This window comes from Lysobacter sp. Soil_N_51, assembly GCF_057655755.1.
Genome location: NZ_JBDGLR010000020.1, coordinates 1 through 15,445, shown reverse-complemented (window position 1 = coordinate 15,445; position 15,445 = coordinate 1). Strand labels below are relative to the sequence as shown.

General features: G+C 65.6%; 14 protein-coding genes. 4 read left to right on the top strand and 10 right to left on the bottom strand.

What is annotated here, in order from left to right; genetic code table 11:
* The coding region (locus AC3A4T_RS24395) for a hypothetical protein (RefSeq protein ID WP_487677743.1) at positions 1-406 on the top strand (406 nt) is incomplete at its 5' end.
* On the opposite strand, the gene rnfB is transcribed toward AC3A4T_RS24395, so the two are convergent.
* The 4 genes from rnfB to AC3A4T_RS24375 all read right to left on the bottom strand — a co-directional run bounded on the left by rnfB (position 403) and on the right by AC3A4T_RS24375 (position 6,854).
* Positions 403-828: an Rnf electron transport complex subunit RnfB gene (gene rnfB / locus AC3A4T_RS24390; RefSeq protein ID WP_487677742.1), complete on the bottom strand. Its 426-nt coding sequence runs from the start codon at positions 826-828 to the stop codon at positions 403-405. The two genes, AC3A4T_RS24395 and rnfB, sit on opposite strands and share 4 nt — an antisense overlap.
* Before the next feature lie 134 nt (positions 829-962).
* Positions 963-3,047 (bottom strand): methionine--tRNA ligase, encoded by a 2,085-nt coding sequence (metG, locus tag AC3A4T_RS24385; protein ID WP_487677741.1) that lies wholly within the window; start codon positions 3,045-3,047, stop codon positions 963-965.
* A gap of 372 nt (positions 3,048-3,419) precedes the next feature.
* Complete coding sequence (locus AC3A4T_RS24380) at positions 3,420-3,857, bottom strand: DUF2147 domain-containing protein (RefSeq protein ID WP_487677740.1); 438 nt, start codon at positions 3,855-3,857, stop codon at positions 3,420-3,422.
* 165 nt (positions 3,858-4,022) lie between these two features.
* Complete coding sequence (locus tag AC3A4T_RS24375) at positions 4,023-6,854, bottom strand: TonB-dependent receptor plug domain-containing protein (protein ID WP_487677739.1); 2,832 nt, start codon at positions 6,852-6,854, stop codon at positions 4,023-4,025.
* Between the two features lie 546 nt (positions 6,855-7,400).
* Between AC3A4T_RS24375 and apbC the strand changes: the two genes are divergently transcribed.
* The 3 genes from apbC (at position 7,401) to AC3A4T_RS24360 (ending at position 9,917) form a co-directional block, all read left to right on the top strand.
* The gene (gene apbC / locus AC3A4T_RS24370; protein ID WP_487677738.1) at positions 7,401-8,468 is read left to right on the top strand and encodes an iron-sulfur cluster carrier protein ApbC; all 1,068 of its coding nucleotides are present in this window, start codon (positions 7,401-7,403) and stop codon (positions 8,466-8,468) included.
* Between the two features lie 106 nt (positions 8,469-8,574).
* Positions 8,575-9,147 carry a dCTP deaminase gene (gene dcd, locus AC3A4T_RS24365; RefSeq protein ID WP_036115729.1) on the top strand — a complete coding sequence of 191 codons (573 nt, stop codon included), beginning with the start codon at positions 8,575-8,577 and terminating at the stop codon, positions 9,145-9,147.
* 179 nt (positions 9,148-9,326) lie between these two features.
* Positions 9,327-9,917 carry an RDD family protein gene (locus tag AC3A4T_RS24360; RefSeq protein ID WP_487677737.1) on the top strand — a complete coding sequence of 197 codons (591 nt, stop codon included), beginning with the start codon at positions 9,327-9,329 and terminating at the stop codon, positions 9,915-9,917.
* Between the two features lie 1,119 nt (positions 9,918-11,036).
* Here AC3A4T_RS24360 and AC3A4T_RS24355 read toward each other — a convergent pair.
* From AC3A4T_RS24355 to AC3A4T_RS24330, 6 genes are all read right to left on the bottom strand, one after another.
* Positions 11,037-11,342 carry a hypothetical protein gene (locus AC3A4T_RS24355; RefSeq protein WP_487677736.1) on the bottom strand — a complete coding sequence of 102 codons (306 nt, stop codon included), beginning with the start codon at positions 11,340-11,342 and terminating at the stop codon, positions 11,037-11,039.
* A gap of 32 nt (positions 11,343-11,374) precedes the next feature.
* The gene (gene pcp / locus AC3A4T_RS24350) at positions 11,375-12,046 is read right to left on the bottom strand and encodes a pyroglutamyl-peptidase I (protein ID WP_487677735.1); all 672 of its coding nucleotides are present in this window, start codon (positions 12,044-12,046) and stop codon (positions 11,375-11,377) included.
* Positions 12,047-12,147: 101 nt separating this feature from the next.
* The gene (locus AC3A4T_RS24345) at positions 12,148-13,101 is read right to left on the bottom strand and encodes a DUF979 domain-containing protein (RefSeq protein WP_487677734.1); all 954 of its coding nucleotides are present in this window, start codon (positions 13,099-13,101) and stop codon (positions 12,148-12,150) included.
* Positions 13,098-13,826 (bottom strand): DUF969 domain-containing protein, encoded by a 729-nt coding sequence (locus tag AC3A4T_RS24340; RefSeq protein WP_487677733.1) that lies wholly within the window; start codon positions 13,824-13,826, stop codon positions 13,098-13,100. Before AC3A4T_RS24340 ends, AC3A4T_RS24345 begins: the two co-directional genes overlap by 4 nt.
* Before the next feature lie 155 nt (positions 13,827-13,981).
* Positions 13,982-14,725: a LamB/YcsF family protein gene (locus tag AC3A4T_RS24335; RefSeq protein ID WP_487677732.1), complete on the bottom strand. Its 744-nt coding sequence runs from the start codon at positions 14,723-14,725 to the stop codon at positions 13,982-13,984.
* Between the two features lie 13 nt (positions 14,726-14,738).
* Positions 14,739-14,903, bottom strand: a complete 165-nt coding sequence (locus AC3A4T_RS24330) for a LiaI-LiaF-like domain-containing protein (protein WP_036115697.1) — start codon at positions 14,901-14,903, stop codon at positions 14,739-14,741.
* Between the last annotated feature and the right edge of the window lie 542 nt (positions 14,904-15,445).

The following is a 15,445-nucleotide window of genomic DNA, read 5'->3' as shown; positions in this document are numbered from 1 at the left end:
TCCGCAAGCGGCCGAGTTACTTTCTTTTGTCAAAAGCGACAAAAGAAAGGTAACCAAAGAAAAACGCTTTTCTTTGAATCAAGAGCCCGCGCGTGCGGTGCATACGCAGGCATGCGCCACACGAGACATCCTGTCTCGGTGGCGCACGGCGCACATCCCTGTGCGCTGCCCTACGGGTGTGCTTTTGTTCTCGCGAGTTACAAGCCTCGCGGCGCTGGATGAGCTGCGCGAATTGCGGCCCCAAAGCAAAAGCTTCTTCCTACCTGTAGGAGCGGCGTCCTACTGGATTTCCTTTGGTCACAAGCCGCGACCGCGTAATCACGGCAACATCGCAACCTGCGCCAGGCCCGCAGCCCCGCCAGGACCACGCGAGCTTAAATCTCAAACAAAAAGCAAGCGCTTCTAGACCGAAGCGCCAGCCAACGCATTCGCCGGCACCAGCACGATGCAATCCACCGGACACGCCGGAACGCACAACTCGCAGCCCGTGCACAACGGCTCGATCACCGTATGCATATGCTTCGCCGCGCCGATGATCGCATCGACCGGACAGGCCTGGATGCACTTGGTGCAGCCGATGCAATCGGCTTCGACGATCAAGGCCACCGGCGCGGGCTTGTGCTCACCGCGAGCGCGGTCGTACGGCCGCGCCGGCACGTCGAGCAAGCGCGCCAGCGCGCGCGCACCGGCATCGCCGCCGGGCGGGCAATGATCGATACCGGCCTCGCCCCGCGCCATCGCCTCCGCATACGGACGGCAACCGGCGTAGCCGCACTGGCCGCATTGGGTTTGCGGCAGCAGGCGGTCGAGGCGTTCGGTCAGATCCATGGGGGCAGAAATGAGTTCAGAGAAGTGAGGAGTGAGTAAGAGCGAAGGAACGGCAAGCGTGCTCGAGCTTCGGCTCTTACTCGTTCCTCACTCTTCCGCACTCGTTCCTCACTCTTCCGCACTCGTTTCTCGCTTCAACGCACAGGCATGCCCGGCGCGGCGCCGTCGTCCGCGTCGAGCAGGGCCAGCGCGCCGCCGTCGAAACCGGCCGACAAAATCATGCCTTCGCTCAGGCCGAAGCGCATCTTGCGCGGGGCGAGGTTGGCGATGAACACGACCTTGCGGCCGACCAGTTTTTCCGGCTCGGCGTAGGAGCCGCGGATGCCGGAGAAGATCTGGCGCGTGCCCAGTTCGCCGGCATCGAGTTCGAAACGCAGCAGCTTGTCAGAGCCTTCGACGAATTCGCAGGCCAGCACCTTGCCGATGCGCAGGTCGAGCTTGGCGAAGTCGTCGATGCCGATCGTCGCCGCGGCGGCGGCATCGGACTTCGCGGCCTCGGATTTCACCGCGGCAACCGGCGCGGCTTTCGCGGTTTCGGTCGCGACCACGGCGGTCGGTGCGGTCGGTGAGAGGGATTCTTTGCTGGCTTCGATCATGGCGTCGATGAGTTTGGTGTCGATACGAGTGAACAGCGGCGTGTAGGCGCCGATGGTGTGGGCGGTCAGCGGCGCGGCGAGATCGCCCCAATGCACGACCGGCGCGGCGAGGAAGGCTTCGGCTTCCGAGGCGACCCGCGGCAGCACCGGCTTGAGCGCGGCGGCGAGCACTCGGAACAGATTCAGGCCCTGGGTGCACACGGCTTGCAACTGGGCCTCGCTGCCTTCTTCCTTGGCCAGCACCCACGGCTTGTGTTCGTCGATGTACTTGTTGGCTTCGTCGGCCAGCGCCATGGTCATGCGCACCGCGGCCGCGGCTTCGTTGCGATCGTAGGCATCGGCGATCGGGCCGAGCTGGGCGACGAAGCGCTCGTACATCGCCTCATCCGGCAATTGCGCGGCGAGCTGGCCGCCGAAGCGCTTCTCGATGAAACCGGCGCAGCGGCTGGCGAGGTTGACGAACTTGCCGACCACGTCGGAATTCACCCGCGCGACGAAGTCGGCGAGGTTGAGGTCGATGTCCTCGACGCCGCCGTTGGTCTTGGTGGCGAAGTAGTAACGCAGCGCTTCGGGATCCAGCCCGATGTCGAGATACGTGCGGGCCTGGATGAAGGTGCCGCGCGACTTGGACATCTTCTCGCTGTTGACCATCAGGTAGCCGTTGACGTGCAGCTTGGTCGGCGCGCGGAAACCGGCGCCGTGCAGCACCGCCGGCCAGAACAGGCCGTGGAAGGTGACGATGTCCTTGCCGATGAAATGGTGCAGTTCGGCCTGGCTGTCGCGCGCGAGGTAGGACCAGAAGTCCAGGCCCTTGCGCTCGGCCAGCGCCTGGAAGCTGCTGAGGTAACCGATCGGCGCGTCCAGCCACACGTACAGGAACTTGCCCGGGTGGCCGGGAATCTCGAAGCCGAAGTAGGGCGCGTCGCGCGAGATGTCCCACGCGCGCAGGCCGCCTTCGGCATCGAGCCATTCGTGCAGCTTGGCCTTGATGCCGTCGGTGGCGACATCGCCGGCCATCCACTCGCGCAGGAACGCTTCGAAGTGGCCGACTTCGAAGAAGAAGTGCTCCGACTCGCGCAGCTCCGGTGTCGCGCCGCTGACCACCGAGCGCGGTTCCTTGAGCTCGGTCGGTGCGTAGGTCGCGCCGCAGTGTTCGCAGTTGTCGCCGTACTGGTCGGGGGTGCCGCAGTTCGGGCAGATGCCCTTGACGTAGCGGTCGGGCAGAAACATGCCCTTGACCGGGTCGTACAGCTGCGCGACCGAGCGGCGGCTGATGTGGCCGGCGTTGTCCAGGCGCGCGTAGAAGCCTTCGGTCAGGCTGCGGTTGCCGGCCGAGTGGGTCGAGTCGTAGTGATCGAAAGCCACGCCGAACGCGGCGAAGTCGCGCTCGTGGCTGACCTGGATCGCGGCGATGAAGGCTTCCGGGGTGACCCCGGCCTTTTCCGCGGCCAGCATGATCGGCGTGCCGTGGGTGTCGTCGGCGCAGATGTAATGGACCGTGTTCGCGCTCATGCGCTGCGCGCGGCACCAGATGTCGGCTTGCATGTAGCCGACCAGGTGGCCCAGATGCAGGTGACCGTTGGCGTAGGGCAGGGCGTTGGAAACGACGATTTCGCGAGACATGGGCGGGGTGGCCGTGGGTGGTCGTGAATTATGGCATGGGGCTGCGCGGGGGCTGGCGCAGGGGATGGGGGCTCTTACTGGAGCGTGGCTTGGCTTGTGATGATTGGTCAGGTTGGGATGGGGTGAGTTTGTTTGGCTTTGGCTTTGGCTTGCTTCCGCGCTTGCTTTTGCCCGTCATTCCCGCGAAGGCGGGCTCCGCTTTACTTCGGCGGAGCCGAACATCCAGGGCCTTTCGTGCGAGAACGTTTGAAGTCACTGGATTCCCGCGTTCGCGGGAATGACGAATCGAGGGGGATGCGCGAACGGATACTTCAAAACAAGAAACCCGGCCAAGGCCGGGTTTTCGTGTAACCACACCGGACCGGCCTGAGCTTATTCGTGACGCATCCAGGTCTGGGTGCGGCCGATCAGCGAGAAGCCCATGAAGCCGCGCACGTCGAGCTTCTTGCCGCCGTCGGCGGGGGTTACTTTCACCGAATACACCTTGCCGGTGACCGGGTCGAGGATCTGGCCGCCTTCCCAGGTGTCGCCGTCCTTGCGGATGCCCCACAGGATGACCATGCCCTTGACCGGCTTGTTCTTGCGCTCGCCCGAGCACTTGTCGCACAGCGGGTTCGGGCCGCGCTCGGATTGCAGGATTTCGGTGACCCGGCCGGCCAGGCTGCCGTCCTTGGCTTCGTAGATTTCGACCACCGACTTCGGCTTGCCGGTCTTGTCGTCGATCGTGGTCCACGAGCCAACCGGCGTGGACTGGGCGAACGCCGCGGTCGGCAGCGCCAGCAGCAGCAATGCAAGCAGTTTGATACGCATGTGTCCCCTCCCAGGGATAAGGCGTGATTCGGACCGCGCCGGCCGGGCCGGGTGGCGGTTGTGATCTTTATACCGCATCCGCCGGGGTATGGAAGTCGCGGCGCGGTGGGCCACAGGCAAAAAGAAGCCCGGCTTGCGCCGGGCTCCGTGTGCTCGATGAACGGCTCAGTTGAAGTTGTATTCCAACTGCGCCGAGACCTCGCGGCCGATCGGGCTGTAGGCGCGATAGAAATACGGATACGCGTCGTAGCCGTCGTCGCTCGGGTGGAACTTGTTGAACACGTTGTTGACGAACACGGTGACCTTGGCCCGGTCGGTGATCTGCTTGCCGAGGTTCAGGTTCCACAGGAAGTACGGGGCGATGCGGCCGGTTTCCTGCCAGTTCGGCAAGGTGCCGTAGCGGGTCATGAACACGGTCGCGTTCCAGGCGTCCTTCTGCCACGACACCGAGCCGCGCACGCGGCTGCGGAAGTCGAAGTTGCCCGGATCGTCGCGCCAGTTCTTTTCGATCGGATCGGTCGCCAGCAGCTGGCGTTCGCTCTTGAGCGTGTGGGTCCAGCCCAGTTCCATGCGGTAATCGCCGAAGCGCTGCGTGCTCACGCGCCAGTTGACCGCCGCGTCCACGCCGGCCACGTGCAGCAGCGACTGGTTGACCGGGCCGCTGCGGATGTTGGTCACGCGGTCGGTCAGTTCGCCCGGCGCGGCCACGCGGGTGACGCGGCTGGTGATCTCGCGGCAGAACGCCGAATCGGCGGCGAACTGGAACGGCTGGCGGGTGCGGGTCAGGCCGGTGCGGCAGCCGCCCTCGTTATCGAGGATGTAGGTGCTGCTGAGGGTGGTCACCGCGTCGTCGAGCTTGATGTCGTAGTAGTCCACCGACATCGACAGGCCGTCGGTGAGGTCCCAGACCAGGCCCGCGCCCCACGACTCGCCGGTTTCCTCGGTCAATCCCGGCTCGCCCTTGCTGGTGGCGAACATCGAGTAGTTGTAGACCGAGCCCGTGCACGACGCCGCCGGCAGGTTGGCGTTGAGGCAGCGGTAGGTGTCGAGCGGGGTGTTGAAGCTGCCGCTGCCTTCGTTGAACACGAAGTGCATGTCCGGCGCCTTGAAGCTGGTCGAGTAGTTGGCGCGCAGCAGCAGGCTGTCGAGCGGACGCCACTCCAGGCCGGCGCCCCAGGTCTTGGCGTCGTCGACCGCGGTGACGTCGTCGTACTTGTCGAAGCGGCCGGCCAGGCTGGCCTTCAACGACGGCAGGATCGGAATGCTGAACTCCAGGCCCGCGGCGTAGCGGTCGCGATCGCCGCCGCCGTTGGTGCCGGTCAGGCCGTAGGCCTCCATCACCGTCGGCAGGATCGCCGGCGGCGATTCCAGGTCGTAGCCCTGCGAGGTGAGGTCCAGCACCGCGGCGAAGCTGAGCGGACCGGCCGGGAGGTCGAACAGTTCGCCCGACAGCGTCGCGCTGCCTTGGTTGACCCACGACTTGGACTGGTACTTGAGGATCGTCGACATCGACTGGTACTGCGCCGGCGTCAGCGGCGTGTACAGGCGATCGAGATTGATCCTGTAGCGCGGCGTGCCGGTGGTGTTCAGGCGCGGACCGAAGAACCAGTCGGTGACCTTCGAGCCGTCCAGGCGCGGACGGGTGCGGTCGGCGCGGTATTCGGCGCGGCCGACGGTCACGTCCCAGTCGAAGCGGTCGCCGAGGGTGCCGCGCAGGCCGAAGGCGACGTCGAGCGACTTCTCGGTGAAGCGCTGGTACATCGCATCCAGGCCGCCCACTTCCGCCGGGGTGAAGATGCGCTGCATGTTCATGTTGGCGTTGAGGCCGGTGTCGAACCAGGTGGTGACCCGGCCGGTGCCGTCGATGTGCGGGCCGCTGATCGCCTCGGTGCCGCCGGACAGCTTGGACTTGGAATAGAAGCCCTGCAGGCTGGTCCAGGCCTCGATGCCGTTGGCGAAATCGTAGGTGGCGTACAGATAGCCCGACCAGTCGCTGTTGCCGTTGGCGATGGTCTGGTAGCCCACGTCCTTCCACGAGCCGCAGGCCTGGCCGAGGTTGACCACGGCGCGCGTACCGGCGGAGACCGAACGGAAGTTGAAAGGCACCAGCTCGCCGCCGAAGCGGTCGCAGGCGCCCGGCGGCGGCGCGATGTAGGAATTGGCCGCGCCGCCCGGGCGATTGAGGCGGATCGAGGCGCTGGGCTGGTTGACGCCGAGCTCGGGCACCGGGCGCGGGTTGTCGTCGGTGGAATCCATGAAGTCGCGCTGGAACGCGAACACCGGTTCGTCGGCGAAATACTCGAGCGCGTAAGTCACGCTCCAGTTGTCGCCGGAACGGCCGCCGACCCACTGCAGGTTGCCGAAGTCGCCGCCGCCGGTGGTCGAGGTGCCGCCGCGCACGGTGACCTTGTCGCCGCTGAAGTCGGTCTTGAGCACGACGTTGATCACGCCGGCCACGGCGTCGGAGCCGTAGATCGCCGAGGCGCCGCCGGACAGGATTTCGATCCGGTCGACCGCGGCCGAGGGGATGTTGCCGAAATTCTGGAAGTTGCTCTGGCCGTTGTACGGGAACGGGTAGTCCGCCGCGCGGCGGCCGTTGATCAGCAGCAGGGTGCGGCCCGGGCCGAGCCCGCGCAGGTTGACCGGGCTGCCGTTCGGGGTGAAGCCGCCGGCCGAGTTGAGTTCGTTCTGGGTCACGCCGCCGTTCTGGGTCAGCGTGGTCAGCGCATCGAACACGGTGACGAAGCCTTCGCGCTGGATCTGCGCGGAACTGATCACGGTGACCGGCGACGGCCCTTCGATCTGGGTGCGCTTGATGCGCGAGCCGGTGACCACGACGCCGCCGATGTCGGTGGTCTTCTTGTTGCTGGTGGACAGCTCGTCGACCGTGGCGGCCGGCGTCTGGGCGAACGCCGCCCCCGCGGCGCTGACGAAAATCGCGGCGACAAGCGCCCGCGACAGCCTGCTCGGGCGCAGGCCGCTGTGATGGTGTGGCATCGGTTTGGATCCCCTGGAAGCGTCGAAACGTGCGTGGCTGGGTCTCAGCCTGTATGCCGATCCTGGCGGTCATTCAGTCCTTTCGTGCTGGAACTTAACATGCAGTTAACCGAAATGTCATGCAAATCCAATCTGTTCGTGTATCGGCCTTGTCAACCGATTATAGGTTATTGATTTTTATTGTTTAAATTTCCTGTTTGGCGGTCTATTTACGTTCTTTTATCGTCTATTAGACCTATTAAGCATGTCGTTTTGCGCCGTAAATACGCTGTTTGGTCGGAAAATTTGCCAATTTTAGATTGTATTTTGCGCCGGGACCGGGGCTCGCCCCGGGCGGCTCGCGTCTGGTCCGGGACGCGGTCGAAGCGGCGGGGTCGCGGCGGGGTCGCGGCAAGGTTGGCGCTGCGCCGGACCGGGCGGGTCGCCGCGTCGACGCGGGACGCGCGAACCGGCAGGCTTTACCATGTGGTCCGGCCGCCCCGCGGCGCGTTCCCCTATCAGAGCTTCCATGCGCAACCACACCCCGCGCCCGGCCGGATCGCCGGCATGAGCGACAGTCTGCAAGCCGCGATCGCGGCGATTTTTCTTCCCGATACCGAACTGAGCCTGGCCGACAGCGAGGCGCGCGTGCGCGCCGGCGCGGCCGAGGGCCGGGTCGCGGTGTCGATCACCGCCGGCTACGCGCTCGAAGGCATGCGCGCCGCGCTCGAAGCGGCGATCGCCGCGGTGCTGGCGCCGCAGGGCCTGAGCCTGGCGAGCCTGGAACTGACCTCGCGGATCGTTTCGCATGCGGTGCAGCCGAAGCTGTCGCCGCTGCCGAACGTGCGCAACCTGATCGCGATCGGCTCGGGCAAGGGCGGCGTCGGCAAGTCGACCACCGCGGTCAATCTGGCCCTGGCGCTGGCCGCCGACGGCGCCCGCGTCGGCGTGCTCGATGCCGACATCTACGGCCCCAGCGTGCCGATGATGCTCGGCCTGCACGGCCGCCCCGACAGCCCCGACGGCAAGAGCATCGAGCCGCTGCGCGCGCACGGCATCGAGGCGATGTCGATCGGCCCGCTGGTCGAACAGGACACGCCGATGATCTGGCGCGGCCCGATGGCGACCTCGGCGCTGACCACCTTGCTCAACGACACCCAATGGAGCGAACTGGACTACCTGATCGTCGATCTGCCGCCGGGCACCGGCGACATCCAGTTGACCTTGTCGCAGAAGATTCCGGTCGCCGGCGCGGTGATCGTGACCACGCCGCAGGACGTGGCCACGCTGGATGCGCGCAAGGCGCTGCGGATGTTCGAGAAGGTCGAGGTGCCGGTGCTGGGCCTGATCGAGAACATGGCCGTGCACGTGTGTTCGAACTGCGGCCACGCCGAGCATCTGTTCGGCGAAGGCGGCGGCGCGCGCATGGCCGCGCAGTACGGCGTGCCGCTGCTCGGCAGCCTGCCGCTGCAGATCGCGATCCGCGAGCAGGGCGATGCCGGCGTGCCGGTGGTCGTCGCCCAGCCCGATTCGGCCGCGGCCCGCGCCTACCGCGGCGCCGCGCGCCGGTTGGCCGTGCAGCTGGCGCGGCGGCCGCGGGTCAGTCCGTCGATCTCGGCGTCGCTGCTGGGTTGACGCCCGCCGCTGAAAATCAGCGAGCAGGCGCGGGCCGGATCGAAGCCGGCCGCCGCATCCACCTCTTACAATGCGCGGCTACGGCCGCTTACCACTGGAACACCGCATGAGCATCAAGTCCGACCGTTGGATCCGCCGCATGTCCGAGCAACCCGGCGGCATGATCGAGCCGTTCGAAGCCGGCCAGGTCAAGCACGCCGCCGACGGCCAGCGCATCGTCAGCTACGGCACCTCCAGCTACGGCTACGACGTGCGCTGCTCGCGCGAGTTCAAGGTGTTCACCAACATCAACTCGACCATCGTCGACCCGAAGCATTTCGATCCGGGCAGCTTCGTCGACATCGAGAACGACGTGTGCATCATCCCGCCGAATTCGTTCGCGCTGGCGCGCACGGTCGAGTACTTCCGCATCCCGCGCGACGTGCTGGTGGTCTGCCTGGGCAAGAGCACCTACGCGCGCTGCGGCATCATCGTCAACGTGACCCCGCTGGAACCGGAGTGGGAAGGCCACGTGACCCTGGAATTCAGCAACACCACACCGCTGCCGGCGCGCATCTACGCCAACGAAGGCGTGGCGCAGATGCTGTTCTTCCAGTCCGACGAAGTCTGCGAGACCTCGTACAAGGACCGCGGCGGCAAGTACCAGGGCCAGACCGGCGTGACCCTGCCGCGCACCTGATCGCGGCGACGGGTCGATCCGCGGCGCCGCGGCCGGCAGGGCGCGGGTCGCCGCAAGCGGCGGTTCGATACGCCGGGCGCGACTGACCGTCGGTACGACTGACCACGCGTTCGCGGACGAGCGGATGCCTGCGCACGCGCAACGGTGTGCAGTCGGCGTGGCCGGCCTGATATCTTTTTGTGGGAATCTCCCATCGGTGCGTCGCGGCGGGGAGCCGCGCGCGTCGCCCTTTCGCGTACGGAGCAGGCATGGACCCGCAACAAAACCCTTATCAGACGCCGCAGTCGTCGTTGAACGAATTCCACTACAGCGGCGGCGACGACGAACTGGCCGACCGCGGCATCCGCCTGGTCGCGGCGCTGATCGACGCGGCGATCATGTTCGCGCTGATAGTGCCGATCATGTTTGTCGGCGGCTACTTCGACCAGGTACTGCAGGCGTACCAGTCGGGCGAAGGCACCTTGGGCCTGCAATTCATGTGGGGCATGATCGGAATCATCCTGTCGTTCCTCGTCCAGGCATATCCGCTCAACGCGAGCGGTCAGACCTGGGGCAAGAAGGTCATGCGGATCAAGATCGTCGACATGGACGGTCTGCAGCCGAGCCTGGCCGAGTTGCTGGGCAAGCGTTATGGATTCGCGCAGGGGATCGGGCTGATTCCTTGTCTGGGCGCGGTGGTGCAGTTGGTCGATGTGTTGATGATCTTTCGCGATGATCGTCGTTGCTTGCACGATCATGTTGCTGGCACCAAGGTGGTGGTGGCGCGTTGATCGAGTGATTGGGTTTGAGGGTTGGATGAGGACGCGTCGGTGCCTAGCATCGGCGCGTTTTCTTTTTTGGGGTGGTGTGGACGTGTCGCAAGGCGGCGCGGTGCTGAGGGTTTGAACCGATTGTCAGATCAGGCGGCGCGGATTTTGCAGTTCTCGTCTTTGGGACGAGGTGGTTGGGGGCGCTCTTAGGCGCGAAGAAGCCTCCTGCGGCGCAGTCATCAAGCCTCCGAGGCTTTTGCTGTTCCCCCCTTTGGAAAAGGGGGGGGGAGGGGGGATTCGCTTTTACACGACCCAGCGCCATGCGGTGCAGCCATAGGCTTTGAAGCTTTTAAAGCTTGAAGCAGGATCAAAAGCTTCCGCCACTAAAGCGGCGGGTCACTTTCTTTTGTCTAAAGCAACAAAAGTCCGTCTGGATTCCCTTCGGTCAAAAGGTAACCAAAGAAAAATGCTTTTCTTTGAATCAAGTGCCCGCAAGTGCGGAGCTTGCGCGGGCATGCGCCACACGGGACATCCATGTCCCGATGGCGCACGGCGTGCATCCTGCACGCCGCCATTCGGGTGTGCGTTTGCTAACGCGAGTCCCTGGCTTCGCAGCGCTGGATGGACTGCGCGGCTTCAAGCCAAAGCCAAAGCTGAAGTCGCATGTCCCCCTGTAGGAGCGGCGCGAGCCGCGACCGCGACATCTCGGCAATGGCGCAACGTTCGTCGTAGCTGCATTCCCGTGGTCGCGGCTCGCGCCGCTCCTACAGGTAGGCCATGCAGCTTTGGCTTGCGCTTGAAGCCGCGCAGCTCATCCAGCGCTGAGAGGCAGCTAACTCGCGAGAACAATTGGACACCCGAAGGGCGGCGCACATGGATGTGCGCCGTGCGCCACCGAGACAGGAGGTCTCGTGTGGCGCATGCCTGCGTTTGCGCCGCACGCGCGGGCACTTGATCCACAAAAAAAGCGTTTTTCTTTGGTTACCTTTCTTTTGTCGCTTTTGACAAAAGAAAGTAACTCGGCCGCTTGCGGACGAAAGCTGTTGCCTTTGCCTCAAAGGCTTTGAAGCTGCAAGCAGGATCAAAAGTTTCCGCCACTAAAACGGTCTGTAACTTTTCACCTCAAGCCGCGCATGCGCCTCAACGCCCCTGCGGCTTCTGATACGTAACAAAAAACCCCTGCAAATCACCATTCTCGATATACGGCGCCACGCTAAGCACGTCATAACCTCGCGTGGTGAAGGCCTGATGCGCGCGGCTGAGCGCGTTGGCCGCGCCCTGGTTGCGGAAGCCCCAACTGGCGTCGACCCACACGGTGACCGCGCGCAAGCGCTGGGTCACGGCTTCGTCGGCGACTTTATCGGGGTTCTTGTCGAACAGGACGGCATGGGCGGGCGCGGTGATGGCGGCGGCGGTGAGCAGGGCGGCGAGCAGCAGGCGGTGCATGGGGGGCTCCGGGATTGGTGAAAGGCGGGATGTCAGTGTTCGGCGCCGGCGGCGATGCGGCGGTCGGTGTGGGTGCTCAGCGCGGTCTCGAGCGCCACGCGCAAGCCGCGCGCGACCGTTTCGATCGCCAGGCTCGCCACGCCGGGATGGCGCGCGGCCTGCGCCGGCGAATACGGGATATGCACGAAACCGCCGCGCACGCCGACGGCGTCGTCGCGTTGGTGCAGCCGATGCATCAGGCCGTAGAAAACGTGATTGCACACATAGGTGCCGGCGGTCTGCGAAATCTCCGCGGGGATGCCGGCCGCGCGTACCGCGACGAGCATGGCCTTGATCGGCAGGTCGCTGAAATAGGCGGCGGGGCCTTCGGCGGCGATCGCGCGGTCGATTGGCTGCGCGCCGAGGTTGTCGGGAATGCGCGCGTCGTCGATGTTGATCGCGATGCGCTCGATCGACAACTGGGCGCGGCCGCTGGCCTGGCCCACGCACAGCACCAAGGCCGGACGCAGCGCGCTGATGGCGTCGTCGAGTTCGCGCAGAGATTGATCGAAAGTAACCGACAGGCAGCGCGTGGCGATGCGATGGCCGGCGATTATTTCGCCGTCGAGCATGCGCACCGCTTCCCAACTGGGGTTGTCCGACTCGCCGCCGAACGGCGCGAAGCCGGTCAGCAGCACCGTGCGCGGCGCCGCGTGGCGATGCATCGAATCGGTCGCGCCCGACTTCGGTTTCGTGGCGGGTTTCGTCGCTTTCTTGGTCGCGGCGCGCTTGCGTCCAGCGCCGGTCGCGGCAGATCTCGGCTTATTCATCGCAATGCGATCCAATACATCAGCAGGACGTTGCAGGCCAGCAGCACCAGCCCGGTCGGCCATTGCGCGCGAATCACGCCGTACGGGTCCTTCAGCTCCAGCAAGGCCGCCGGCACCAGGTTGAAATTCGCCGCCATCGGCGTCATCAGCGAGCCGCAATAGCCCGAGAGCATGCCGATCGCGGCCAGTGGCGCGGCATCGGCGCCGTGGTGCTGAACCAGCAACGGCAGGGCGATGCCGCCGGTCATCACCGGGAACGCGGCGAAAGCGTTGCCCATGATCGCCGAGAACAAGGCCATGCCCAGCGCATAGGCCATGACCACGACGAAGGCGTTGTCGACCGGAATCACCGCGCGCACCACGCCGGCCACGGCCTGGCCGACGCCGCCGGCTTCGAACACGCTGCCGAGCGCGGCGAGCAACAGCGGCAGCAACGCGGCCCAGCCGATCGAGTCGACCAGGCGGCGCGATTGCTCGACCCCGCTCCACGGCGTCTGCCGGGTCAGTCGGCACGCGGCGACCAAGGCGACGATGCAGGCCAGGGTCAGCGCGATCAGGGTGACGTTCTTGGTTTCCAGCAACGGTTGATCGCCGAACGACACGTATTTCAGGCCGAGTGCGCCGACCAGGGTCACCGCCGGGATCAGCAGCGCGGGCCAGAACAAGCGATTGCCGAGCCGCAGCGACTCGGCCTGTTTCTCCTCGCCGGTGGTTTCGGCGTAGCGGCCCTTGCCGAGCCCGCCGAAACCGGCGAGCACCGCCAGCACCACCACGCAGCCGCCGACGACTTTGTTCGGCATGTGTTCGGCGGCGAACATCAGCAGTGCGATCAGGCCCCAGAACAGCGCGGTGGTATAGCGGCGCGGGTTGGCGGCATCGCGCAGGCCGCGCCAGGCGAGCGCGGCGAAGTACGCGCCCATCAACCAGTAGACGAAGGTCAGGGTGATCATGGCGACGGCGTTTCCGCGTTCGCGTCGACGGGTTCGGTTCGCGCGTGTCTGGCGGGCTGGTGATCGCGCGCGAGCTTTCGTTCGAACCGCAGCACGCGCACCGCGTGGATCACGAACGCGCAGATCGCGGTCGGAATGCCCCACAAGGCGATGTGCCATGGATCGAGCGCGATCCCGTGTTCGGTGAAGAAACTCTGGATCAGCAGCACCGCGCCGAAGGCGATGAAGATGTCCTCGCCGAAGAACAGGCCGACGTTGTCGGTGCCAGCGGCCATCGCGCGGATACGCTGGCGTTCGTCGTCGTCGAGTTCGCCATGGGTGGTCTGCGCCGCGCCCTCGGCCATCGGCGCGAGTAGCGGGCGCACGGTCTGCGGATGACCGCCGAGGCTGGTCAGGCCGACCGCCGAAGCGAGCTGGCGCATCAGCAGATAGGCGATCAGCAGCCGGCCCATGGTCGCGCCGCGCAATCGCGCGATCCAGTGCTGCGCGTGTTCCTTCAGGCCGTGGCGTTCGAGCAGGCCGATCACCGGCAGGGTCAGCAGAAACAGCAGCAGGAAGCGTTTCTCGGTGTAGGCCTTGCCGAGCACTTCGAGTACGTCCAGCGGCGACAACTGCGCGGCCAGGCCGGTGATGAACCCGGCCACGACCACCACCAGCGCCGGATTGAGCCGCAACGCGAAACCGAGCACGACCGCCGCGACGCCGATCAAGGGCCAATAGTTCATCTCGCGTCCTCGAAGAAACGTGGCGGGGTCGTGGCTGTCATGCGCACAGGTTCATACCTGTCGCGTCCTGCCGCGTGGTGCGCAGGCGGACAGCGAAAGAATCGTGTCGAAGATGTTGCGAAGTGCCGCAGCGAAAAAGCCGATGCGCTGCATTCTCACAATGCCGCAACCCGGATCCCGGCGGCTTGCAGCGCCTCGTGCACCGCACGCGCGAACGCCGGCGCATCGCTGCGGTCGCCGTGCAGGCACAAGGTGTCGGCGCGCAGCGCGATCTTTCCGCCGTCGGCGACGGCGACTTCGCCATGCAGCACCAGATCGCGCACTTGCTGGATCGATTGCGCCAGCGATTCGATCACCGCGCCGGGCTGTCCGCGCGGCAGCAGCCGGCCGTTGGCGGCGTAACCGCGCTCGGCAAATACTTCGTGGGCGACGCGCAGCCCGGCGGCTTCGGCCGCGTCGGTGAGTTGCGACTGGGCCAGGCCGTACACGATCAGGTTCGGATCGAACGCCGCCACCGCGGCGACGATGGCGTCGGCGACGATGCGGTCGTCGGCGGCCAGGTTGTACAGCGCGCCGTGCGGCTTGACGTGGGTGAGCGCCACGCCTTCGTCGGCGGCGATCGACGCCAGCCGCGCCATCTGGCCGAGCATCAGCATGCCGATCTCGTCGCGGCTCAGCGGCAGGGCGCGGCGGCCGAAGTGTTCGGGATCCTCGAAGCCCGGATGCGCGCCGGCGGCGACCCGGTGTTCGCGGCACAGGCGCAGGGTCGCGCGCATGCTCGCATCGTCGCCGGCGTGGCCGCCGCAGGCGATGTTGGCCGAGCTGACGTAGGGCAGGATCGCCGCGTCGTCGCCGCAGCCTTCGCCCAGATCGCAGTTGAAGTCGATGCGGTCGCGCATGGGCCGGCGCGGGCTAGTTGCGCTTGAACAGCAGGCCCAGACCGACCACGACCAGCGCCGCCGGCCACCAGGTCACCAGGACCTTGGTCAGGCTGAGGTTGGTGTAGCCCAGGTTGTTGAGCAGGAACAAGGTGCCGATGACGATCAGGATCAGGGCGCCGACAACGTGGGATTTCATCTGGGACGGGTCTCGGTTCGAAGCGGTGGGCGACGCGGGTGGGCGTCGTCGGGACAGGGGATGAGTCTAGTCGGGTTGGGTGGGTTTGCCCAAGGGGATGGGGGTGTCTGAGGTGGGCAATCGTGGATGGGATGTTGCGCTGCACCGTATTGGTGAGTATCGGTAGTTCGCCTGTTCAGGCAAGCTTTCGAGCAATTTGATTTTTTACGCGTGGGAGAGGTGGTGGTGCGCTTGATATGCATCGCCCGTTGTTGAAGTCGGGAACGACGTAGCGACATCGCAGTCCCTGTAGGAGCGACGCGAGTCGCGACCGCGACCTATCGACAACGTCGAAACCTTCGCCGAAGTCGTGTTTTCGTGGCCGCGGCTTGCGCCGCTCCAACAGATAGGCCATGCACTTTCGGCTTGAGCTTGAAGTCGCGCAGTTCATCCAGCGCCGCGAAGTCGTTGACTCGCGTTAGAAAAAGGACACCCGTAGGGCGGCGCACATGGATGTGCGCCGTGCGCCACCGAGACAGGATGTCTCGTGTGGCGCATGCCTG

Coding starts and splice junctions, on each gene's coding strand:
- pcp (WP_487677735.1), bottom strand. CDS start 12,046: ATGCATCGCCACGCGGCGCCGCGCACGGTGCTGCTGACCGGCTTCGCG.
- AC3A4T_RS24330 (WP_036115697.1), bottom strand. CDS start 14,903: ATGAAATCCCACGTTGTCGGCGCCCTGATCCTGATCGTCATCGGCACC.
- AC3A4T_RS24345 (WP_487677734.1), bottom strand. CDS start 13,101: ATGATCACCCTGACCTTCGTCTACTGGTTGATGGGCGCGTACTTCGCC.
- apbC (WP_487677738.1), top strand. CDS start 7,401: ATGAGCGACAGTCTGCAAGCCGCGATCGCGGCGATTTTTCTTCCCGAT.
- AC3A4T_RS24375 (WP_487677739.1), bottom strand. CDS start 6,854: ATGCCACACCATCACAGCGGCCTGCGCCCGAGCAGGCTGTCGCGGGCG.
- rnfB (WP_487677742.1), bottom strand. CDS start 828: ATGGATCTGACCGAACGCCTCGACCGCCTGCTGCCGCAAACCCAATGC.
- AC3A4T_RS24380 (WP_487677740.1), bottom strand. CDS start 3,857: ATGCGTATCAAACTGCTTGCATTGCTGCTGCTGGCGCTGCCGACCGCG.
- metG (WP_487677741.1), bottom strand. CDS start 3,047: ATGTCTCGCGAAATCGTCGTTTCCAACGCCCTGCCCTACGCCAACGGT.
- AC3A4T_RS24355 (WP_487677736.1), bottom strand. CDS start 11,342: ATGCACCGCCTGCTGCTCGCCGCCCTGCTCACCGCCGCCGCCATCACC.
- dcd (WP_036115729.1), top strand. CDS start 8,575: ATGAGCATCAAGTCCGACCGTTGGATCCGCCGCATGTCCGAGCAACCC.
- AC3A4T_RS24335 (WP_487677732.1), bottom strand. CDS start 14,725: ATGCGCGACCGCATCGACTTCAACTGCGATCTGGGCGAAGGCTGCGGC.
- AC3A4T_RS24340 (WP_487677733.1), bottom strand. CDS start 13,826: ATGAACTATTGGCCCTTGATCGGCGTCGCGGCGGTCGTGCTCGGTTTC.